Annotated in this window: 14 protein-coding genes and 2 tRNA genes; 6 read left to right on the top strand and 10 right to left on the bottom strand. The window is 69.6% G+C overall.

Annotated elements, in window-relative coordinates; translation table 11 throughout:
• Positions 1 to 16: 16 nt before the first annotated feature.
• The gene (locus tag VT85_RS20100; protein WP_082858756.1) at positions 17 to 1,612 is read right to left on the bottom strand and encodes a glycerol-3-phosphate dehydrogenase/oxidase; all 1,596 of its coding nucleotides are present in this window, start codon (positions 1,610 to 1,612) and stop codon (positions 17 to 19) included.
• A gap of 273 nt (positions 1,613 to 1,885) precedes the next feature.
• On the opposite strand from VT85_RS20100, the gene VT85_RS20095 reads away from it, so the two are divergent.
• Positions 1,886 to 3,442, top strand: a complete 1,557-nt coding sequence (locus VT85_RS20095; protein ID WP_156512967.1) for a hypothetical protein — start codon at positions 1,886 to 1,888, stop codon at positions 3,440 to 3,442.
• A 267-nt stretch (positions 3,443 to 3,709) separates the two neighbouring features.
• Here the strand turns inward: VT85_RS20095 and VT85_RS20090 are convergent.
• Positions 3,710 to 3,783: transfer RNA gene (locus VT85_RS20090), tRNA-Val, on the bottom strand.
• Between the two features lie 265 nt (positions 3,784 to 4,048).
• Here VT85_RS20090 and cysD point away from each other — a divergent pair.
• Together cysD and cysN are read left to right on the top strand one after the other, a co-directional pair.
• A complete protein-coding gene (cysD, locus tag VT85_RS20085; RefSeq protein ID WP_068419419.1) occupies positions 4,049 to 4,963 on the top strand; it encodes a sulfate adenylyltransferase subunit CysD in 915 nt (304 codons plus the stop codon).
• Between the two features lie 2 nt (positions 4,964 to 4,965).
• Positions 4,966 to 6,903 (top strand): sulfate adenylyltransferase subunit CysN, encoded by a 1,938-nt coding sequence (cysN, locus tag VT85_RS20080; RefSeq protein ID WP_068419417.1) that lies wholly within the window; start codon positions 4,966 to 4,968, stop codon positions 6,901 to 6,903.
• Between the two features lie 275 nt (positions 6,904 to 7,178).
• Here cysN and VT85_RS20075 read toward each other — a convergent pair.
• The 5 genes from VT85_RS20075 to rpsB all read right to left on the bottom strand — a co-directional run bounded on the left by VT85_RS20075 (position 7,179) and on the right by rpsB (position 10,912).
• Positions 7,179 to 7,252, bottom strand: a tRNA-Val gene (locus VT85_RS20075).
• A 116-nt stretch (positions 7,253 to 7,368) separates the two neighbouring features.
• A complete protein-coding gene (gene frr, locus VT85_RS20070) occupies positions 7,369 to 7,929 on the bottom strand; it encodes a ribosome recycling factor (protein ID WP_068419415.1) in 561 nt (186 codons plus the stop codon).
• 202 nt (positions 7,930 to 8,131) lie between these two features.
• Positions 8,132 to 8,908 carry a UMP kinase gene (gene pyrH, locus VT85_RS20065; RefSeq protein ID WP_068422377.1) on the bottom strand — a complete coding sequence of 259 codons (777 nt, stop codon included), beginning with the start codon at positions 8,906 to 8,908 and terminating at the stop codon, positions 8,132 to 8,134.
• A gap of 115 nt (positions 8,909 to 9,023) precedes the next feature.
• Entirely contained in the window at positions 9,024 to 9,620 is a 597-nt protein-coding gene (locus tag VT85_RS20060) for a translation elongation factor Ts (protein WP_068419413.1), read from the bottom strand.
• Complete coding sequence (rpsB, locus tag VT85_RS28675; protein WP_197490897.1) at positions 9,560 to 10,912, bottom strand: 30S ribosomal protein S2; 1,353 nt, start codon at positions 10,910 to 10,912, stop codon at positions 9,560 to 9,562. Before rpsB ends, VT85_RS20060 begins: the two co-directional genes overlap by 61 nt.
• A 407-nt stretch (positions 10,913 to 11,319) precedes the next feature.
• On the opposite strand from rpsB, the gene VT85_RS27825 reads away from it, so the two are divergent.
• Positions 11,320 to 11,520, top strand: a complete 201-nt coding sequence (locus VT85_RS27825; RefSeq protein ID WP_156512966.1) for a hypothetical protein — start codon at positions 11,320 to 11,322, stop codon at positions 11,518 to 11,520.
• 181 nt (positions 11,521 to 11,701) lie between these two features.
• On the opposite strand, the gene VT85_RS20050 is transcribed toward VT85_RS27825, so the two are convergent.
• The gene (locus tag VT85_RS20050; protein ID WP_068419411.1) at positions 11,702 to 13,531 is read right to left on the bottom strand and encodes a UbiD family decarboxylase; all 1,830 of its coding nucleotides are present in this window, start codon (positions 13,529 to 13,531) and stop codon (positions 11,702 to 11,704) included.
• A 170-nt stretch (positions 13,532 to 13,701) separates the two neighbouring features.
• Here VT85_RS20050 and ltaE point away from each other — a divergent pair, with 170 nt between their 5' ends.
• Positions 13,702 to 14,769 (top strand): low-specificity L-threonine aldolase, encoded by a 1,068-nt coding sequence (gene ltaE / locus VT85_RS20045; RefSeq protein WP_068422374.1) that lies wholly within the window; start codon positions 13,702 to 13,704, stop codon positions 14,767 to 14,769.
• Between the two features lie 129 nt (positions 14,770 to 14,898).
• Here ltaE and VT85_RS20040 read toward each other — a convergent pair whose 3' ends face one another.
• Positions 14,899 to 17,139: a hypothetical protein gene (locus tag VT85_RS20040; protein ID WP_068419408.1), complete on the bottom strand. Its 2,241-nt coding sequence runs from the start codon at positions 17,137 to 17,139 to the stop codon at positions 14,899 to 14,901.
• 563 nt (positions 17,140 to 17,702) lie between these two features.
• Here VT85_RS20040 and VT85_RS20035 point away from each other — a divergent pair.
• A complete protein-coding gene (locus tag VT85_RS20035; RefSeq protein ID WP_068419406.1) occupies positions 17,703 to 19,754 on the top strand; it encodes a CRTAC1 family protein in 2,052 nt (683 codons plus the stop codon).
• Between the two features lie 91 nt (positions 19,755 to 19,845).
• On the opposite strand, the gene argJ is transcribed toward VT85_RS20035, so the two are convergent.
• Complete coding sequence (gene argJ, locus VT85_RS20030; RefSeq protein WP_068419404.1) at positions 19,846 to 21,036, bottom strand: bifunctional glutamate N-acetyltransferase/amino-acid acetyltransferase ArgJ; 1,191 nt, start codon at positions 21,034 to 21,036, stop codon at positions 19,846 to 19,848.
• Positions 21,037 to 21,041: the final 5 nt, after the last annotated feature.

Raw genomic sequence — 21,041 nt, 5'->3', positions numbered from 1 at the left:
CCCGCCGCTCGTCCGGTCACGATCCCTCGCCGGACGCCGGGAGGTAGGTGGCGGCCAGGGCGAGGAACCGCGAGACCTCGCGATCGCGCCAGGCCTCGTCCTCGCCCAGCTCCTCGGCCATGATCGCGGCGACCCGGGGGGCGGCTTCGATGCAGGCGCGGGCGTCCAGGAACAGGGCGCGGGTGCGCCGGGACAGGACGTCCTCGATCGTCCTCGCGGCCTCGTGGCGGACTCCCCAGACGACCTCGGCTTCGAGGTAGGGGAGCCGTTCGTGCAGCTTCCGACCGGCTTCGGGCGATGCGTCGACGATCGCCCGGATGTCGGCCGCCTCGGAGCCGTAGAGCGCCAGGGTTTCCTCCTTCGCGGCGGGGTGTTCGGTCCAGCCGTGGAGATGGAGGGACTCGGTCTTGCTGGGCTTGCGCGGCAGGCCGCCGACCTCGGCCGCGTGGTCCACGACGTCGCGGCCCATGACCCGGTAGGTGGTCCATTTCCCTCCCGTGATCGTGATCAGGCCCGAGTCCGAGACGACGACGGCGTGCTCGCGCGAGAGCTTCTTGGTCTGGCCGCCGCGCCCCGCCTCGGCGTTGATCAGCGGCCGGAGGCCGGCGAACTGGCTCCGCACGTCCTCGCGACGGGGCGTCTTGCTCAGATACCGCCCGGCGTGCTCCATCAGGAACTCCAGCTCCTCGGCCAGCGGCCGGGGCTCGCGGGGCGTGGCCGACAGCGGGACGTCGGTCGTCCCGATGAGCGTGCGGTCGTGCCAGGGGATCGCGAACAGGACCCGGCCGTCGTCGGTCTTGGGGATCATCACCGCCGCATCGCCCGGCAGGAACGACCGGTCCAGCACGATGTGCGCCCCCTGGCTCGGGGCCAGCAGGGCCGAGGCGTCGGGCTGGTCGAGCCGCCGCACCGCGTCGACGTAGACCCCCGTGGCGTTGACGACCGACCGCGCGCGGATCTCGAAGGTCTCGCCCGTCTCCTCGTCCTTCGCCCGCACGCCGACGATCCGGCCCATCTCCTTGACGAGCCCGACCACCGCGAAATGATTGAGGATCGAGGCCCCCAGGTCGGCCGCCGTCCTGGCCAGCGAGATCGCCAGCCGGGCGTCGTCGAACTGGCCGTCGGTGTAGAGGATGCCGCCGCGAAGGCCGGACTCGCGGATCGTCGGCGTCCGCCGCAGGACCTCCGCGCGTGAGAGCCATCTCGACCGGCCCAGGCTGAGGCGGCCCGCCAGCCGGTCGTACAGCCAGAGCCCGATCCCATAAAACGGCAGTTGCCAGTAGCGGTACGCGGGCACGATGAAGTCGCGGGAATGCACCACGTGCGGGGCGTTGCGCGCGAGGAGGCCGCGTTCACGGAGCGCCTCGCGGACCAGCGGGACGTTCCCCTGGGCGAGATAGCGGACCCCGCCGTGGACCAGCTTCGTGCTCCGGCTCGACGTGCCGTGGGCGAAGTCGACCGCCTCCAGCAAGAGCGTCCGGTAGCCTCGCGAGGCCGCATCGACCGCGGCCCCCAGCCCGGTCGCGCCCCCGCCGATGATGACGACGTCCCAGATCCCCCCGGCGCGGACGCGATCCAGATTTTCTCCGCGCGACAACGTATTCGGCGACATGGCGATTCCAGGCGTTTCCCGAGGCGACGGCGTTCGCAACGACCGCGCGGTCGCACCCCGATCCCTCGATTGTCCGGTCCCGGGCCTCGGTTTGCCAGACGCCTGACATCGGCCGCGCCGGAACCTTTTTCCTAGATTCCTCAAGTTCCGGCCCGGAAAGGCCGGGAGCCGCGGTTGACCGCCCCGAGCGACGGCCGTATGATCCGCCCCGATTTGACCGGGCTCGGTCGAGATGCGCTTCAAGGATCGACAAGACGAAATGGAGGTCGTCGCATGGGCGTCGCACTAGGATGGGTGGCCGCGGCCCTGGCCGCCGCGGGCGCAGGCTCGCCGCCGGATGAAGCCGCCAGGCCGGAAATCACCTACCGGATTCGTTCCGTCGCGGTGCGCGGCCTCGACTGGCGCCAGGCCGGCGCCGGGCTGAAATCGGTCGCCCAGCACAACGCCGTGAGCGTCTGGACCTCCCCGGACGACTTCCTCGACCGCCTCTCCGGCGTCGACCAGGGCGTCGCCGTCGCCCCGGTCGCGGTGAAGGGGAAGGCGCAGAGCCCCGTCCACATCACCACCCGCAAGAACCAGGAGTTCGTGACGCAGGTGGTCTGGAAGGGCAAGGACAAGGCCCCCCGACCCATCACCGAGAAGGTCCGCGAGGGCCTCGCCGCCACCATCGTCGGCCGCAAGCTCGACCAGGGCGTGCTGGCCCAGGTCGTCATCGACGACGTCGACGTCCGAAGCGTCCACAACATTGGGTCGCCCGCCGACAAAAAGGCCGTCGCCCACGTGCACGCCGACTGCGACAAGCCGGCCGCCGTGACGGTGACCGTCTCGGCCTCGATGGACGCCGACCCCAAAATCGACGCCGACGCCGTGAAGGCGAACCATCATCCCAGTAAGGCGATCGCGATCCTGGCCCAGTGCAAGGAGAAGGGCAAGGAAAAGTCGCCCTGCTGCCAGGCCGAAGCCGCCCCCGCCGCCAAGACCGATGAGGCGACCGGCCGGGCGAGCTGGACTCCGGCCGAGCCCCAGGTCCAGATCCCCGAGGTCGGCCGGGCCGCCGCCGCCGGCGAGTGGCTGATCCCCGACGGCGAGGTCCTCGTCGTCGCCTTCGGCCCGCACACCGTGGCCGACGCCGACGGCAGGGCCGTCGTCCGCGAACACCTCGCCGTGATCTCGGCCGAGGTCGCCGACGACGACACGCCGGCTCCTCCCCAGGCCGGCATCGCGCCCGAAGACGCCCATCCGGCGACGACGGATCGCCCCGAGGTCCCGCGCACCGCGGCGGCCCTCCCCGAACTCCCCAGCCGCACGCTCCCGCAGGGCGTCCACGTCGACGGCACCCCCGCGCCGCTCCCCGCCCTCCCCGAAGACGAGGAGCCCGCCGCCGCGGCCGACGACGCCTCCTCCGAGCCCGTCCCCAGCCCCCAGTCCCGCCGCAAGCCCAAGCCCGCCGCCAGGCCGACGATCCCGGCCCCGGACAAGGACCAGGACGCGGCCCCGGCCCCGAGCTCGGCCCCGGCGACGCCCGCGATCGAAACCCCGACTCCTCAGCCGCCGGAACGACCGGCGACGGAGGCCGTGAAGACCGACGCGAAGGCGATCAAGTCGTCGTTCCGCCTGCCGTCGATCAAGGGGCTGGAGGCCTTGCAGCCGCTGAATTCGCTGGTCGGCTCGAACGTCTTCCCGATCCCCTTCCAGGGCGCCCAGTTCCTGATGCCCCTCAAGGCCCTGGCCGTGAAGCTGCCGTTCAACCAGAAGCTGGAATTCGAGCTCATCGGCCGGATCGTCAGCGACCCCGAGGCCAGCGACGCCCACTTCGTCGTCGGCAACTGACCAGGCCCGGCCGAACCCGACCGGAAGCCGTTCGATCCACCGGAAGCCGTCGAGGCTCGCCCCGCAGGGCGGTCCTTCGACGGCTTCTTCGTCGAAATCGCCGCTGCGCCGATTCTTCCATCGCACGGGGCTTCGAAACGAAGGAAGGAAGGTGAGCCCGGATCGGCTCGACCTTCCTTCTCATCGAAGTTCCTGAACGACCGGCGTTTCGCCGCGACCAATCTCAAGAGGAAGGGAGATGGGTCGCGGAAACCGGGTCGGAATGAGTGGGCGATACAGGATTCGAACCTGTGACCTCATGCGTGTCGAGCATGCGCTCTAGCCAACTGAGCTAATCGCCCGGGGTCCCTTGGTTTGGAGCTTGTCGCCCCGGGAGCCTTAATATAGAGACCTCGAGGCCGGCGGTCAATCCCCGGGAGCATCAATCCGCTCCGAACCGCCTCGTGCGGTCCGGTCCCGGTGGTCTCGGCCCCTCCGTCGAGCCGGTTTCCACGCGGCGGAGCGAAGCCCCGAAGTCGCGCGGGACGCCCGCCCGTGAAGAGCCTCTACCCGACCGAGGGCGTTTCGTATAGGATCGAGGAGAGCGAGGTCGTAAGAGGAGAGGGAATGATCAGCAGCAGTTACAACCTGACCCATCTGAGAGTGCTCGAGGCGGAGAGCATCCACATCATCCGCGAGGTCGCCGCCGAGTTCGAGCGGCCGGTGATGCTCTATTCGATCGGCAAGGACTCCGCCGTCATGCTCCGGCTGGCGCAGAAGGCGTTCTACCCAGGCCGGCTCCCGTTCCCGCTGCTGCACGTCGATACGACCTGGAAGTTCCGGGCGATGATCGAGTTCCGCGACCGGTTCTGCCGCGAGCAGGGGCTCGACCTGAAGATCTGGGTCAACCAGGAAGGGGTGGAACAGGGCATCAACCCGTTCGACCACGGATCGAAGACGCATACCGACGTCATGAAGACGGCGGCGCTCAAGCAGGCGTTGAACCACTACCAGTTCGACGCCGCGTTCGGTGGCGCCCGTCGCGACGAGGAGAAGAGCCGGGCCAAGGAACGCGTCTACAGCTTCCGCGACCGGCTCCACCAGTGGGACCCCAAGAACCAGCGGCCGGAGCTCTGGGACCTGTACAATTCCAAGGTGGAAAAGGGCGAGAGCATCCGCGCCTTCCCGCTGAGCAACTGGACCGAGCTGGACGTCTGGCAATACGTCCACCTGGAGAACATCCCGATCGTCCCGCTCTACTTCGCCGAGGTCCGCCCGGTCGTCGAACGCGACGGCACGCTCATCATGGTGGACGACGACCGGATGCGGCTGCGGCCCGGCGAGGAGCCGATGCTCAAGCGGGTGCGGTTCCGCACCCTGGGCTGCTACCCCCTCACGGGGGCGATCGAAAGCGACGCGACGACGCTGCCGGAGATCATCGAGGAGATGCTGCTGGCCAGGAACTCCGAGCGGCAGGGCCGGATGATCGACCACGACGAGACGGGGTCGATGGAGCAGAAGAAGCGCGAGGGGTACTTCTGAAGATGCAAGCTGTTGACCTGAGCCAGGAAGACATCCACTCCTACCTCGCCCGCCATCAGAAGAAAGAACTGCTGCGCTTCCTCACGTGCGGCAGCGTCGACGACGGCAAGAGCACGGTCATCGGCCGGCTCCTGCACGACACCAAGACGATCTATGAGGACCAGCTCGCCGCCGTGAAGCGCGACAGCGAGAAGGTCGGCACCACCGGCGCCGGCGAGGTCGACCTCGCCCTGCTGACCGACGGCCTGAAGGCCGAGCGCGAGCAGGGGATCACCATCGACGTCGCCTATCGCTACTTCTCGACCGACCGCCGCAAGTTCATCATCGCCGACACCCCCGGCCACGAGCAGTACACCCGCAACATGGCCACCGGCGCCTCGACGTGCCAGCTGGCCATCATCCTGATCGACGCCCGACACGGCGTCATGACCCAGACCCGCCGGCACTCGTTCATCGTGTCGCTCCTGGGCATCCGCCACGTCGTCGTCGCCGTCAACAAGATGGACCTCGTCGACTACTCGCGGGACGTCTTCGAGCGGATCAAGGACGACTACACCGGCTTCGTCGCCAAGCTCGAGCTGCGCGACATCACCTTCATCCCCATGTCGGCCCTGAAGGGCGACAACATCGTCGCCAAGAGCGACGCGATGCCGTGGTACGCCGGCCCGCCGCTGCTGGACCACCTGGAGACGGTGCACATCGCCAGCGACCGCAACATGACCGACATGCGGTTCCCGGTGCAGTACGTCATCCGCCCCAACCTCGACTTCCGCGGCTTCGCCGGCACCGTGGCGTCCGGCATCGTCCGCAAGGGCGACGAGGTCGTGGTGCTGCCGTCGGGCACGCGCACCCGGGTGAAGTCGATCGTGACCTACGACGGCGAGCTGGAAGAAGCCTTCGCGCCCCAGGCGGTGACGGTCACTCTGGCCGACGAGGTGGACGTCAGCCGCGGCGACATGCTGGTGCGGCCGGACTCCCAGCCGCACCTGACCAGCGAGATCGAGGCGATGGTGGTCTGGATGACCGAGCAACCGCTCGTCCCCGGCCGATCGTACACGCTCAAGCACACCACGCGGCAGGTGTCGGCGGAGGTCTCGGCCTTCCGCTACGGCGTCGACGTCAACACCCTGGAGCACCGCGAGATCACCCGCCTGGGGCTGAACGAGGTCGGCCACGTCCAGCTCAGCCTGACCCGGGCGCTGGCCTGCGACCCCTACTCCATCAATCACGCGACCGGGGCGTTCATCCTCATCGACCGGCTGACGAACGACACGGTCGGCGCGGGCATGATCCTGGAGGCCGGCGGGAGTCGACCGCCGGGCGACGTCTGGGCGTCCGAGCCGGCGGCCCGCCTCAAGCAGCGCGGAAGCCTGGTCGAGCCGGCCGAGCGCGAGCAGCGCTACCACCAGGTGCCGGTCACGGTCTTACTGGTCGGCCTGACCGGCAGCGGCAAGAGCCGGATCGCCTTCGGGCTGGAACGCCGCCTGTGGGACGAGGGCCGGGCGGTGACGGTGCTCTACGGCCAGAACATGCGCCAGGGGCTGAACCGCGACCTGGGGTTCACCGCCGACGACCGCTCGGAGAACCTGCGGCGGTCGGCCGAGGTGGCGAAACTGCTCAACGACGCGGGGATCATCACGATCGCGGCCTTCGTCGCACCCCATGAGGCGGTACGCGAACGGACGAAGCAGCTCATCGGCCGGGACCGCATCCTGGAGGTCTACTGCACCGCGCCGATGGAAGTGCTCCGAGATCGCGACCAGAGCGGCGCGTATCGGATGGCCGACGAGGGCAAGATCGCGCAGATGCCCGGCGTGACGGCGGCGTTCGAGGAACCAAAATCGCCGGACCTCGTGCTCCAGACCGATCAAATCAATGTGGATGAATGCGTCGACCGCATCATCGAGTTGATGAAGTCGAGGGGCTGTCTGCCCACCTGATCCGGGGCGGGCCGGTGGAGCTTGAAGCGGACGTCGGCGGGTCTCGATCCGACGTCCGTTCCGCCTTCAGGTGCGGCTTCCATTCGTCCCCGTCATCAAGCGGCGACGGACCGAGCGCTCGCCGGACGTTCCTGGCCCGACGCCGCCGTTCGGCTCGGACTGCACGTCCACGGACCTGGCGTACGCCACGACGAGTTCGGACGCGTCGAGCGAGGGGGGACTCGGTCGACGCAAGGGGGACGACCTGGCGTCGTCCCGGGACGAGGCGGAGGGAGTGGGCGATACAGGATTCGAACCTGTGACCTCATGCGTGTCGAGCATGCGCTCTAGCCAACTGAGCTAATCGCCCGGAGATTGAGGCTGGGAGCCGTTCGCCCCCGGGGTTCCCCACTATAGAGATCCTCGGGGGCGTGGGTCAAGAGAGCGGCGGGGAGACGTCGGATTTTCCTCTCCCCGGGGGGCGGATCAGGATTCGAGGATCTCGGCGGACTTCTTCTCGGCGAGGTCGTTGACCTTGCCCTCGAACTTCTTGGTGAGGGCCTGGATCTCTTCCTTGCAGGTGGTGAGGTCGTCCTCGGTGAGGATCTTGTCGGTCTGCTCCTGGTCGCCCTGCTTGTTGGCGTCTCGGCGGATGTTGCGGATCGAGACGCGGGCCTCCTCGGCGAGGTCCTTGACGCGACCGACGAGCTTCTTGCGCTGCTCGACGGAGAGCGGGGGGATGTTCAGGCGGACGGCCTTGCCGTCGGAGTTGGGGGTGAGGCCCAGCTCGCTGACCTGGATGGCCCGGATGATGTCGCCGACGACGGAGGGGTCGAAGGGGCGGATCAGGATCTGCTGGGGCTCGGGCGTGCTCAGGTTCGCAAGCTGCTTGAGCGGGGTGAACGAGCCGTAGTACTCGACCCGGACCGATTCGACGAGCCCCACGTTGGCCCTCCCGGTGCGGATGCCCCGGAGCTGGTCGATCAGCAGGGTGACGCTCTTCTCCATCCGATCTTCGGCTTCGAGGGCGATTTCTTCGATGCTCATCGGAACGGCTCCCAGGCTCGTCGGCGGACGCGTTGAATCGGGTCGGATCGAATCGGAATGAACGGAGAGGCCCGGGCGTCGACGTGGGACGTCGGACGCCCGCGCGATCAATCCGCCAGCTTACCCGGATCGCGGCCTGCGGGCAAAGGCCCCCTGGGGGCTGGCGTGAGGAGCGGGGCGGTTCGGAGGGGTCGGGCCGGGATCAGGCGGAGGCCGCCGCGCCGGCCCGAGGCCGGGGGGAGACGCCGACCCAGGTGCCGATCGGCTCGCCGCAGACGGCCCGCTGGATGTTCCCTTCCTTCTTGAAGTTGAACACGAGGATCGGCAGCCGGTTCTCCATGCACATGCCGATGGCCGTCATGTCCATGACCTTGAGCTCGTCGCGGAGCACCTGGTCGTACGAGAGGGACTCGTAGAGCAGGGCGTGGGGGTTCTTCTCGGGGTCGGCCGAGTAGACGCCGTCGACGCGGGTGGCCTTCATGAGGACGTCGACCCCCAACTCCTTGCCGCGGAGGGCGGCGGCGGTGTCGGTGGTGACGAACGGGCTGCCGGTCCCGGTCGCCAGGACGACGACGCGGCCCTTGGCCAGGTGGGAGAGCGCCCGGCGGCGGATGAACGGCTCGGCGATCTCGTCCATCCGGATCGTGGTCTGGAGCCGGGTCTCGCAGCCCAGGCTCTCGAGCGCGTCCTGGAGGGCCAGGCCGTTGATGACGGTGGCCGTCATCCCCATGTAGTGGGCGGTCGCCTCCTTGATGACGTCCGAGCCCCGGCTGAGCTGGGCGCCGCGGAGGATGTTGCCGCCGCCGACGACGATGGCGATCTCGACGCCGAGCGAGGCGACCCGCGTCACCTGGCGGGCGATCCGGCTGACCTCCTCCACGCTGATCCCCCCCTCGCCGGGGCGGCAGAAGCTCTCGCCGGAGAGCTTCAGGAGGATGCGTCGGAAGGCGGGGCGCTCGGTCGAGGCGGGGGAGTCCATGTCCTTTTCCTTCATTGCGGATCGGGGCGGCGCGAGGGGTCCATCCGGCCTCGGAGCGGGGGGACGAACGCGCCGGACGCCAGGGCCGAAGGCGTCCGGCGCGTCGAAGTTCGGCTCAGCGAGCCTCGCCGACGATGAAGCGGGCGAAGCGGGCGATCGAGATGTTCTCGCCGACGCGGGCGTTGACGGCCATGATGACGTCCTTGACGCTCTTCGTGTCGTCTCGGATGAACGGCTGGTCCATCAGGACCGACTCGGCGTACCACGAGTCGAGCTTGCCGACGGCGATCTTCTCCTGGATGGCCTCGGGCTTGTCGGCCACCTGGCTGATGAAGATCCGCTTCTGCTCGGCGACGGCGTCGGCCGGCACGTCCTCGCGGCGGACGTACTTGGGGTTGACCGCCATGACGTGCAGGGCGAGGTCCTTGGCGAGCTGCTTGAACTCGTCGTTGCGGGCGACGAAGTCGGTCTCGCAGTTCAGCTCGACCAGGACGCCCGACTTCGAGTCGTGGTGGATGTACGCCTCGACGCGGCCGGCGGTGGCGGCGCGCCCGGCGCGAAGTTCGGCCTGCTTGAGCCCACGCTCCTTGGCCAGGGTTTCGGCCTTGGCCAGGTCGCCGTCGGCCTCGGTCAGGAGCTTCTTGCACTCCATCAGGCCCAGTCCGGTCTTCTTGCGGAACTCATTGACAACCTGAGCCGTGATCGCGGCCATTCGGGAACTCTCCTCTTGCTTTCGGTCGACTCGTGGCTTCGAGCGGATCTGTGCGGGGGGTGTCGCGCGTCCGATCGATCCCGGGAAGCGTCGGTCGAAGGACCGTCGAAACGGATCGGCTGGCCGATCGGGGGGATCGGGACGGCGCGAGGGGCCGGCCGCCGTCGCGGAGACGGCGGCCGGTTGATGGTCCGATGGCGGACCCTCGCGGGGCGAGGGTCAGGCGCCTTCGCCGGTCGGCTCGGCGGCCGGGGCCTCGTCCTTCGGCTCGGCGGACGCCGACTCGGCGGGCTGCTCGACAGGGGCCGGGGCCGACTCGACGGCCGGGGCCGCTTCGGCGACGGGAGCCGCCTCGGCGACAGGGGCTGCGTCGGCGGCCGGGGCCGCGTCGACGGCCGGGGCCGCTTCGGCGACCGGGGCGGGGGCGACGGGGGCCGGAGCCGGGACCGGGGCCTGTCCGGGGCCCGACGGGGGACGGGGCCGCTGCCGCCGCCGCCGCCCATGCGGATGCCGTCGCGGGGACCGCCGGGTCCACGGCGACCGCCACGGTCGTCACGGCCGCGACGCGGGCCGCGCTCCTCGCGCTCTTCCACCTGCGGCGGCAGGTCGGGGGCGATGGCCTTGCCCTCGATGATCGCGTCGTTCAGCCGCTTGATCAGCAGCTCGATCGACCGCATGCTGTCGTCGTTGGCCGGGACCGGCAGGTCGACCAGGTCCGGATCGCAGTCCGTGTCCAGGAGCGCGACGACCTTGACGCCCAGCTTGCGGGCCTCGGCGACGGCGATGTGCTCGCGACGCGGGTCGACCACCAGCAGGGCCTCGGGGAGCCGCGTCATGTTGCGGATGCCGCTGAGGTTACGCTCGATCTTCCGACGCTCGCGGGTGAGCGTGGAGATCATCTTCTTGGAGTAGCTCGCGGCCTGCTCGCCGTCGAGGATCGTCTCCAGCTCCTCAAGCCGTTCCAGCCGGCTGCGGATCGTCCGGAAGTTGGTCAGCGTGCCGCCCAGCCAACGCTCGGTGACGTAGGGCATGCCGCTGCGGGTGCATTCCTCGACGAGCGTCTCGGAAGCCTGCCGCTTGGTTCCGACGAACAGGATCAGCCCGTTCTGCGAGGCGACCTTGTGGAAGTACTTGGTGGCGCGAAGCAGCCCGCGCACCGTCTCCTTCAAGTCGATGATGTGGATCAGGTTGCGCTTGCCGTAGATGTACGGCTTCATCTTCGGGTTCCAGCGGCTGGCCCGGTGGCCGAAGTGTACGCCGGCGTCGATCAGATCTTTGACGACCAAAGACACGAATTCCACCTCTCTTGACGACGATTTCGATCCAGCCGCGCTCCCCGGAGCGTCGCGCCCGGGGCGGCCTTGCCAGGGTCGAATGGAAACGAGGTCACATGGGTACTGTGTGCCGATCCAGCCTGACGCGAACACGACGAGCCCGACGCCGCGCAACGCCCGCGAGGAGCGAACGCAAGCCCGAGTCCTGACGGTCTTCGCGCAACGACCGCGCACCCCCCTCTCTTCCAAGGGAGACTCAGTCTATCGCCCCTTGACCGGCTCGTCAAATGCCGCCGCCGGGGCATGGCCCTGCTCTCCACGCCGAATCTCGTTCGCGACCGCCGGACCGGGCGCATTGTCCTGGTGGGGCGTTCCGTCGCGCCTCCTCCTCGACGCCGCCTTGCACGCGGTGCCGAGACGGTCGAATGTCGACCGCCCACCCGACCCCGGCGAACGAGATCGACGAGGAGAAAACGCCGAAGGAAGCCAATCCACGGGGCGGTTGGATCTATCAAAAGGACTTTGAAAATAAGAAGTTGCGTCCGATGGGTTCGTCCGGCCGCGGCGCGAACGAACCCAATTTTGAACCCAATCGCCGTGATGCCGGCAGCAGGGGCTTCAGATGACCTTCCGGTCCCGCCGAACAAGGTCGCCGAGGCGAAAAACGCCGAAGGAAGCCAATCCATGGTGCGGCGGTATCCAGATAAACCTATTTGGTGGCAATGGTTTACGTCCGATGGGTTCGTTCGACCGCGCGCGAACGAACCCAATTTTGAACCCAATCGCCGCGACGTCGGCCGGGGGGTCTCAGAGGATGCCGTGCAGCGGGCCTCCGGGGGCGGCGAGGCGGTCGACGCGGGCTTCGGTCTCGGGGTCGTCGATCAGGGGGGGGGCGTGGTGGGGCTTGATGCGGGCGTCGATCACGAGCGGGCCGGTGCATCCCCAGTGCTTGTCCTGGACGAACTCGCCGATCCCGTGGACGTCGACGGCCGGGTTGGACCGGGTGAAGACGACCCAGAGGAAGTTCGTGAGGTTGCGGGCGGTGAACTCGGCGTCGTCGACCACCACGATCATCGGGAAGGCCCGGATCGGGTCGTCGGGGCCGAAGGAGGCGGAGAACTCCCGGATCCGGGTGGCGTCGGGCTCGAACTTCGGGCCGGAGACGGCCAGGACGCCGGGGATGACCAGTCGGGGGTCGCGGAAGCCGTCGGGGAGCCGCAAGCCGGGGGGAAGCTCGCGGGGAAGTTCCCGGCGCCTGGGGCCGGCGGCGGCCATCACGACCTTCGAGCCCTGGTTCAGCCCGTGGCCGGAGTAGTCCAGGGTGTCCATGGTGGTCCGGGTCTGGAAGTGGAGGTCCCTCGTCCAGTCGATCCGTTCGAGCAGGTGGCGGAGGAAGGCGGCGATGTCGTTGATGTCCAGATCCGGGTCGTCCTCGCGGGCGACGATCAGGAGGTACTTGGCCAGCGAGAGCTGACCCTGGCCGAGCACGGCGTTGGCGACGGTCAGGATCTCCTGGGGCTGGCGGACCTCGGCGTAGGGGACGTAGCGCTCGCTGGCGATCGCCAGGAGCAGGGGGTGGACGCCGGCGGCGTCGACGGCGTGGACGGCGTGGAGGCCGGGAAGGACGGTGGGGATGATCGGCCCGGTCAGGTCGTGGATCAGCTCGCCGAACGTCGTGTCCTCCTGCGGGGGGCGGCCGACCGACGTGAACGGCCAGACGGCCCCCTCGCGATGATAGACCCGGTCCACCCGGAGGAAGGGGAAGTCGTGGGCCAGGCTGTAATAGCCGAGGTGGTCGCCGAACGGACCCTCGGGCTTGCGGGCGTCGGGGTCGACGATCCCGGAGATGACGAAGTCGGCCTCGGCGGGCATCGCCAGCCGCCCCTCGGGGGCCACCATCGCCACGCGACGCCCCCCCAGCGCCCCCGCGAAGGCCAGCTCGGGGAGTCCCTCCGGGAGCGGCATCACGGCGGCGACGCTCATGGCGGGGGGCCCGCCGACCACCACGTTGACCCGCAGCGGCTCGCCCCGGCGGATCGCCGCCGCGTGGTGGACGCCGATCCCGCGATGGATCTGGTAATGGAGTCCGACCTCCCGATCCCTCTCGTAGGCGTTCCCCGAGAGCTGGACTCGGTACATTCCGAGGTTCGACCGCGCCAGCCCGGGGCGGTCCGGGTCCTCGGTGTAGACCAGCGGCAGCGTGACGAACGGGCCGCCGTCGTCCGGCCAGGAGGTCAGCGCGGGGAGCTGCGAGATGGTCGTCTGGTGCGCGAGGATGGGGCCCCGGCGGACCTTTCGGGGGAGGAGCCGCAGCGCGGTCGCGGGCAGGCCGCGATAGCGCCAGGGCCGCTTCATCGCCGCCGAGGGGTCCACCTTCACCTCGACCAGTCGGCGGACCGATTCGAGGGTGTCGCGGAACAGGAACCGGGCGCGGTCGATGGTCCCGAACAGGTTCCCGACCATGGGGAACGGCGTCCCCTTCACCCGAGAGAAGTAGACCGCGGGCCCCCCCGCCTGATACACCCGGCGCTGGATCGCGGCGACTTCGAGATGGGGGTCGACCTCCTCGTCGACGTCGACGAGCTGGCCGGTCCGTCGGAGGTCCTGGACGCATTCGGCGAGCGAGCGATAGCCCATCCGGGCGGTTCCTCGGGGGGGGGAAGTGGGGGAGGGTCGGCGGTCTCCTCCAGGATACGAGGAAGCGGCGCGAACGTCGACCGGCGAAGGTTCCGGGTTGACCGCGCCGGCCGCCGGGCCGGACAATCGCGGTCGTCGAGAACCCGAACGCCCCAGGGGAGATGCAGCCGATGAGCCGACCGCCGATCGACCTCCGGTCCGACACCGTGACCAGGCCGACCCCCGCGATGCGCCGGGCGATGGCGGAGGCCGAGGTCGGCGACGACGTCTACGGCGAGGACCCGACGATCCGGGCGCTGGAGGCCCGGACGGCCGCGCTGCTCGGCAAGGAAGCGGCCGTGTTCACGCCCTCGGGCACGATGGCCAACCAGATCGCCGTGGGCCTCCACACCCGGCCCGGCGACGAACTCCTTTGCGCGGAGTCTTCCCACCTCTACCTGTGGGAGGCCGGCGGGATCGCCCGTCACTGGGGCGTCACGGCCCGGACCTTCCCCGGCGATGCGGGCCTGCTCAGGCTGGCGGATATCGAGGACGAGGTGCGGCCCGACGACCTGCACATGGTGCGCACCCGGCTGGTCGCCCTGGAGAACACCCACAACCGGGGAGGGGGCCGGGTCCACCCGATCGAGGACGTGACGGCCGTCTCGCGGTGGGCGAAGGGGGAGGGCCTGGCGAGGCACCTCGACGGCGCCCGGCTGATGAACGCCGTGGTCGCTTCGGGGGTCCCGGCGGACGAGTGGGGAAGCTGGTTCGACACGGTCTCGATCTGCTTCTCCAAGGGCCTCGGCGCGCCGGTGGGCTCGGCCCTGGCCGGGACGGCCGAGGCGATGGACCGGGCTCGCAAGCTCCGCAAATTCCTGGGAGGCGCGATGCGCCAGGCGGGAATCCTGGCGGCCGGGGCCCTGTACGCGCTCGACCACCACGTCGATCGGCTGGCCGAGGACCACGCCCACGCCCGGCTGCTCGCCGACGTCTTCGAGGAGGTGGAGGGGCTGGCCCTGGAGTTCGACGGCGTGGAGACGAACCTGGTCTGGGTCGCGGTCGATCCCGAGCTGGGGACCGCGGACGACATCGCCGCCCACCTGAAATCGCACGGCGTCCTGGTGGCCGCGCTGGGCCCGCAAACCATCCGGGCCTGCACCCACCTGGACGTCTCCCGCGCCGACGTGCAACGCGCCGCCGAGGCGATCCGCACCATCACCCCGGAGGCCCTCGCGGCCGAGACCGTCGTCTACTGAGCGCCGGCCGAGGGGGCGAGCCGATCAGGCGCTGGGCTTCGAAAACGAAGACGGCCGAGGCGTCGCGGGTTGGTTCCGGGACGCCTCGGCCGTGGATTCAGGCGGCTTCGATCAGGGATCGGGCCGGGGTCACTGCTGCTCGTAGGTGACGACGGCCGCCTGGGCGGGGACCTGGACCTGGATCGGGATCGTCGCGTCGACCGCGACGGTCTCCGGGGCGGCCGGCTGCGTCGGCGTCGCGTCGACGACCGGGGCCACGACGGGCGTCTCCTCGGTCGTCCGCACGAGGTTCACGCGGACCCAGCCCGAGGGGTCGACCGGCGAGACCGACTGGATGGCCAGGCCCGGCAGGCGGACGTTGTCGAGGTTCGCGTCGAGCGGCTGGGTGCGGAGCCGGCCGAGCACGGCGGTGATGACCAGGGCGCCGCTGAAGCGGTTGAGGGGCTTGGCCTCGGCCTCGGCCTCGGCGTCGCGGATCGCCAGCACCTGGGCCGTCGGCGGGACGGTGATGTCCTCGATCTTGCCACCGACGTGGTACGAAGTCGCGGAGCGGGGCTCCACGTTGTAGGAGAGCGCGATCTCCGCCTGGGGCAGCTTCATGCGCAGGACCTTGGCGCCGGCGCCGAGGGCCGAGCCCGCCTGGGTCGACGGGTCGGGGGCGGGGAGGTCGATCTCGATGTCCTTGACCAGGGCGACCAGGAACCCGCGGGCGTCGGCGGCGAACTCGGGCGGCTGGGCCGGGCGGCGGATCCGCAGGGCCTGGACCTTGGGGTTCTTGGCCTTCACGGCCTCCTCGACGGCCTTGAGGTAGGTCGGGAAGTCGACGTTGGTGGTGATCGTCACGGCCTGGGCCGGGGGCGTGCCGGGGGGCACGTCATGGGTGACGATCATGACGTTCTGGACGTTCTGGACCCCCGGCCGGCGGAACAGGGCGTCGACCGCGCTGGTGAGGACCGAGCCGACGTGGATGTCGGCGGTCAGCCCGGCGTCGGGGGCGGCGAGCCGCGCCGGCTGCGGGGCGTCGGCCCCGCGCTGGGCGTCGCCGGTGCGGGACTGGAACAGGCCGCCGACGTAGACGGCGTCGGGCCGAGACCGCATCGACAGCCCGGAGACGAGGAACTCCTGAATGGCCAGCAGGTTGTCGCCGATCAGGTACTGCTGGATCTGGGCGTTGCGCTGGGCGATCTCGCCGGCGATCCGCTCCTGGGCTTCCTCCTGGGCCTCCTGGGGGATTCGCTGCCGGAACTCGGCCAGCGCCTTCTGATAGGCCTCGTTCGTGATCCGGTCCTGGTTGTAGCCGACCAGCCCGGCGATCGCCCGCATGAACCCGCCGCCCGCCTGGGGCGTGGTGCAGATCTGGGCGTTGACGTTGTGCGAGGCGATCGGGGTGAGCGACAGGCCCCCGCTGCTGATCAGGGCGTAGACCGTCTGCTCGGCCCAGTCGAGGGAGGTCGCGGAGAACTGGTACATCCGGGCGGCGCGACGGCCCTGGTCGTCGGCGGCCACCTGGTTCTGGAAGTCGTGGATCGGCGTGGTGCTCTGGAGGAGCTGCTTGTTGTAGAAGAGGATGCCGTCATCGCTGGGGAGCAGGCCGAAGCCCGTCTTGGGGCCGGCCGTCACCTGCGACCAGTAGCCCTTGCGGTAGACCGGGCCGGTGGTGACCAGGTTGGCGTCGAAGATCGGCTGGACGATCGAGAGGTCGGCGGTGATGTCGAGGTTCGGCTGATTGAACAGGCCGTTGATCGCGGCCTGAAGCTCGGCCGAGGGCTGCCACGGCTGCGCGGCGTTCCGCTCGCTCAACTCGCCCAGGGCGCGGTGGATCTCCTTCAGGCCGTCCTGCCGCTGGGTGACCGTGGACGCCGCGTGGTACTTCGACAGCGCCTGGCCGAGGTCCTCGCCGACGAAATCGACCCATCGCTGGCGGTTCGCCTGCAGGGCCGGATCGTCGGTGGGCGGGAGGCCCCGGAGCCGGTCGTTGAGCCGACGCTCGGCCCAGGCGAGCTGGACGCGGGGGCGGAGCCAGGATCGAAGCTCCTCACGGATCGTCTGGGCCGGCTGCCAGGGGACGGGCGCCAGCGCGGCCGACATCTGGTAGAGCTGGTTCAACGGGACGAGGCGGGCTTCCGGAGTCTGGGCCTCCGAATACGTCTTGAGCTGCCCGAGGATGGCCTCGAAGAAGACCCCCCAGCCCGGGGCGTTGGGGTCGCTGGGGACGTCCTTGCGGTCCCAGGCATGGTTGACGTCTCGGATCGCTTTCTCGACGTTTGCATAGGTGGAGGGCGCCGGTGCCGCCGATGCGCTCGGCGTTCCGAAGAGACCCAGGGCCGCGGCGATCGCCGCCAGGACCGAGGTCGATACGAGTCGTTGCATGAATAAACTCCCAGGGTGGTTTTCCGCCCTCCGTGGAGAGGCCGATCAAAGGGTCTATCGCTCGGGCGCGGCATCGAGTTGACGGTTTCCCGGGTGCCCCTCGACGTTGCGGAGACAACCTGAGCATGTCAACGGATACACGGAGGTTTCGGGTTCTCAAGGTTATCTGAAAGATACACCGTCTGGTTGGACTGCGTAAGCCGCGCCAAGGTTTCGCTGGTCGTATGGGGGGGATGCGCGGGCCTTGCCGGAACTTGTCGCCTGCAGTGTTGCGAATCCCGTACCAGCCGGCATCGGTTCATCCGAGGCGGCCCACTTCGGACCGCCCGGGGGACCGGATCGCCAAGGAGCAAGGGGGCGTGGTACGATCGGTAAGGCGGCGGCCGCCTCCTCCCGGACTCCTCGCCTTGCGAGGGGCGAGGTCCCCGGCCCGGTCCGTCGGCCGATCGTCCTACTCCATCCATTCTCCAGCGAAGGTCATCCCCGTCGGAGTCCCGCGGGCGATGCGAGGGCCCGTCATGGGATGCACGATTCGTCGAGGCCAGTCACCACGCGGCGGCCGCGTGGTTTGGATCTTCGGGGTTGCAGCGTGGGCCGCTCTCGCCCTCGCCGTGGCGGGTTGCGGCAAGGAGGGCGACGGCGAGGTTTCCGAACCCGCCGGGACCGCAAGCCCCGGTGCAACACGTCCGGCCGGGAAGACCGCCGCCAGGTCGTCGACCTCGGCGGCGGCGAAGAAGCCGGCCCGCGCGGTCTCTTCCATCGCCGGCGACCGCGTGACCCTGCTCTCGGACTCCGCGACCCTCTCCAAGCAGACCGAGTCGAGCCCGTTCCGCTTCACCGAGGTCGCCCAGGAATGGGGGGTGGATTTCGTCCACTTCTCGGGGATGAACGATGAGAAGCACTTCCCCACCGCCAACGGCTCCGGCGTCGCCGTCTTCGACCATGACGGCGACGGCCTGCTCGACCTCTACTTCGCCACCCAGACCTTGCTGCCGCTGGGGACCGCCGAGAAGGGGCCGAACCGCCTGTACAAGAACCTGGGCGGGGGCCGGTACGAAGACGTGACCGAGCGATCGGGCCTCGGCTACCGGGGCTTCTGCCACGGGATCATCGTCGGCGACGTGGACAACGACGGCGACGCCGACGTCTTCCTCTGCAACTACGGCCCCAACAAGCTCTACCTCAACAAGGGCGACGGGACGTTCCAGGACGTGAGCGCGGCCGCCGGCGTCGATCGACCCTCGTGGTCTTCCGGCGGGGCGATGCTCGACTTCGACAACGACGGCGACCTGGACATCTACGTCGCCAATTACGGCCGCTGGAACTATCCCGAGGACCACCAGCGCGTCGGCGATCCCGAGAAGAAGATCTGGCTCTACGCCTCGCCCCGCACCATCGTCGGCGTGAAGCACATGCTCTACCGCAACAACGGCGACCTGACCTTCACCGACGTCTACGACCAGGCCATCACGGTCGAGTCGGACGTGGTCGTCGGCCAGAAAGAGGAGGTCGACCCCGAGACCGGCGCCAAGAAGATGGTCGACGTGATCGAGAAGAAGCGGACGCCCAACCCCAGGTCCGACGGCCACGGCTTCGGCGTCGTCGCCGCCGACCTCAACGACGACGGCCTCATCGACCTCTACGTCGCCAACGACATGACCCCCAACTTCCTCTTCTTCAACCGGGGCGACGGCACCTTCGAGGACGCCACCGAACTCTCGGGCGCCGCCTTCGACTACAACGGCTCCGCCCAGTCGGGAATGGGCGTGGACGCCGAGGACGTCGACGGCGACGGCCTCCCCGAACTGCTCGTCACCAACTTCGCGCAGGAATACGCCACGCTCTACCAGAACTTCGGGAACCGCGGCTTCTTCGACAACACCGCCTTCTTCGGCCTGGCGTCCGACACCATGCCCTTCGTCAAGTGGGGGACCGCCCTGGCCGACTTCGACAAGGACGGCTGGCCCGACCTCTTCATCAGCAACGGCCACGTCGACAACAACCGCCGCGAGCTGAATCAGCCGATCGACTACGAGGAGCCCCCGCTCCTCTTCCGCAACATGGCCGGGAAGCGCTTCCGCCTCTCCACCCGCGACGTCGGCCCGTACTTCGAAAAGAAGCACGTCGGCCGGGGCGCGGCGTTCGGCGACCTGGACGACGACGGCGACGTCGACATCGTCGTCAACGAGAAGGACGGCCCCGCCGCGATCCTCCGCAACGACACCCCGACGACGAACCACTGGGTCCGCCTCGCCCTGCAAGGGACCAAAAGCAACCGCGACGCCATCGGCTCGCTGGCCATCGTCGAGACCCCCCGGCGCACCATCTACCGCCAGCTCAAGGGGGGCGTGAGCATGGAGTCCGCCAACGACCCCCGCCTGCTCATCGGCGTCGGCGCAGAGCCCATCGACAAGCTCACGATCGTCTGGCCCTCGGGGATCGTCAGCGTGCTGGAGAAGCCCGAACTCGACCGGGAGCACAAGCTCGTCGAGCCCGCCGACCAGCCGCCGACCATGCCCTACGGCCAGGCCCGCGTGAAGCGCAAGGCCGCGAAGGAACCGGCCGCCGCCCCCCCCGCCGAGGCCGAGTCCGGGCCGAAGCCCGTCGTGAAATGAGCCGTGGAGCGATCCCGGGCGCCTCAAGCGCCCGGGATCGCCGCCCCTCGTCCCGCCTTCGTCTCCACGCGGCCGAATGGGGACGGCCGGCTCAGGTCGTGTAGTCGGCGTTGAGGTGGACGTACTCGGCGGTCAGGTCGCAGGTCCAGAAGCGGATGGAAGCCGGGCCTCGCGCGAAAAGCAGGCGGAGGTGGACGGCGCGGTTGGCGCGCAGGTCCGCCGAAAGGGCGGCCGCGTCGAAGGCCGTCGGCGTGCCTCGCTCGTAGACGGAAACGCCGTTGATCCAGAGCGAGAGTTCGGTCTCCTCGAACGGGACCCCGGCGTAGCCCGCCGCCGAGACGATCCGGCCCCAGTTCGGGTCGGCGCCGTGGATGGCCGTCTTCACGAGCGGGCTGTCGGCCACCGCGCGGGCCAGGGTCCGAGCCTCCTCGCGGTCGGAGCAGCCCTCGACGTCGATCGTGATGAAGTGGGTCGAGCCCTCGCCGTCGGCCGCCATCTCCTGCGCCAGCGTCTGGCAGGCGTCGTGAAGCTCGCCCGCGAACGACTTGAGGGCCTCCCCGCGCAGGGGGTCGGAGGAGGCCAGCCCGGAGGCCAGCAGCAGCACCGTGTCGTTCGTGCTGGTGTGGCCCTCGACCGAGAGGCAGTTGAAGCTCTCCTCGACGGCTTCGGACAGCACCGCCTGGAGGTCGGCCGGCGCGATCCGGGCGTCGGTCGTCAGGAAGGCGAGCATCGTCGCCATCCGGGGGCCGATCATCGCCGCTCCCTTCGCCATGCCGAACAGGGACGCCCCGCCGACCGATCGCGAGACGATCTTGGTGCGCGTGTCCGTGGTGAGGATCGCCTGCGCGGCCGTCCGGAAGCTCTCCGGATCGGTCGACAGCCCGGGGGCCGCCGCGCGAAGGCCGGCCTCGATCTTCTCCATCGGCAGCTGGTGGCCGATGACCCCCGTGGACGCGATCAGGACCTGACGGGCGTCGCAGCCGACGAGCCCGGCGGCGACCTCCGCCGTGCGCCTGACGTTCGCCTCGCCCTGCGCCCCGGTGGCCGCGTTGGCGTTCCCGGCGTTCACCACCACCGCCCGGATCGTCTCCGACGGCACGAGTTCCCGACACCAGCGCACCGGCGCCGCGCAGACGCGATTGGTCGTGAACGTCCCGGCGGCCGTACAGGGGACGTCGGCCGCCAGCAAGGCCAGGTCCAGCCCCCCGGACGGTTTGACGCCCGCCTTGACGGCCGACGCGCGGAAGCCTTGGGGGACGACGATCGGCGACGCTTCGCTCATGGGCC

It is taken from the genome of Planctomyces sp. SH-PL62 (assembly GCF_001610895.1).
GTDB lineage: Bacteria > Planctomycetota > Planctomycetia > Isosphaerales > Isosphaeraceae > Paludisphaera.
Note: the sequence above shows the minus strand (reverse complement) of the source record. Positions and strands in the feature narration are given on the sequence as shown.

Excerpts from the sequence above, each read along its gene's own strand:
- cysD (WP_068419419.1), top strand. The coding sequence starts at position 4,049 with ATGATCAGCAGCAGTTACAACCTGACCCATCTGAGAGTGCTCGAGGCG.
- VT85_RS27825 (WP_156512966.1), top strand. The coding sequence starts at position 11,320 with ATGTCGACCGCCCACCCGACCCCGGCGAACGAGATCGACGAGGAGAAA.
- VT85_RS20100 (WP_082858756.1), bottom strand. The coding sequence starts at position 1,612 with ATGTCGCCGAATACGTTGTCGCGCGGAGAAAATCTGGATCGCGTCCGC.
- VT85_RS20095 (WP_156512967.1), top strand. The coding sequence starts at position 1,886 with ATGGGCGTCGCACTAGGATGGGTGGCCGCGGCCCTGGCCGCCGCGGGC.
- cysN (WP_068419417.1), top strand. The coding sequence starts at position 4,966 with ATGCAAGCTGTTGACCTGAGCCAGGAAGACATCCACTCCTACCTCGCC.
- argJ (WP_068419404.1), bottom strand. The coding sequence starts at position 21,036 with ATGAGCGAAGCGTCGCCGATCGTCGTCCCCCAAGGCTTCCGCGCGTCG.
- VT85_RS20040 (WP_068419408.1), bottom strand. The coding sequence starts at position 17,139 with ATGCAACGACTCGTATCGACCTCGGTCCTGGCGGCGATCGCCGCGGCC.
- VT85_RS20060 (WP_068419413.1), bottom strand. The coding sequence starts at position 9,620 with ATGGCCGCGATCACGGCTCAGGTTGTCAATGAGTTCCGCAAGAAGACC.
- pyrH (WP_068422377.1), bottom strand. The coding sequence starts at position 8,908 with ATGGACTCCCCCGCCTCGACCGAGCGCCCCGCCTTCCGACGCATCCTC.
- ltaE (WP_068422374.1), top strand. The coding sequence starts at position 13,702 with ATGAGCCGACCGCCGATCGACCTCCGGTCCGACACCGTGACCAGGCCG.
- frr (WP_068419415.1), bottom strand. The coding sequence starts at position 7,929 with ATGAGCATCGAAGAAATCGCCCTCGAAGCCGAAGATCGGATGGAGAAG.
- VT85_RS20050 (WP_068419411.1), bottom strand. The coding sequence starts at position 13,531 with ATGGGCTATCGCTCGCTCGCCGAATGCGTCCAGGACCTCCGACGGACC.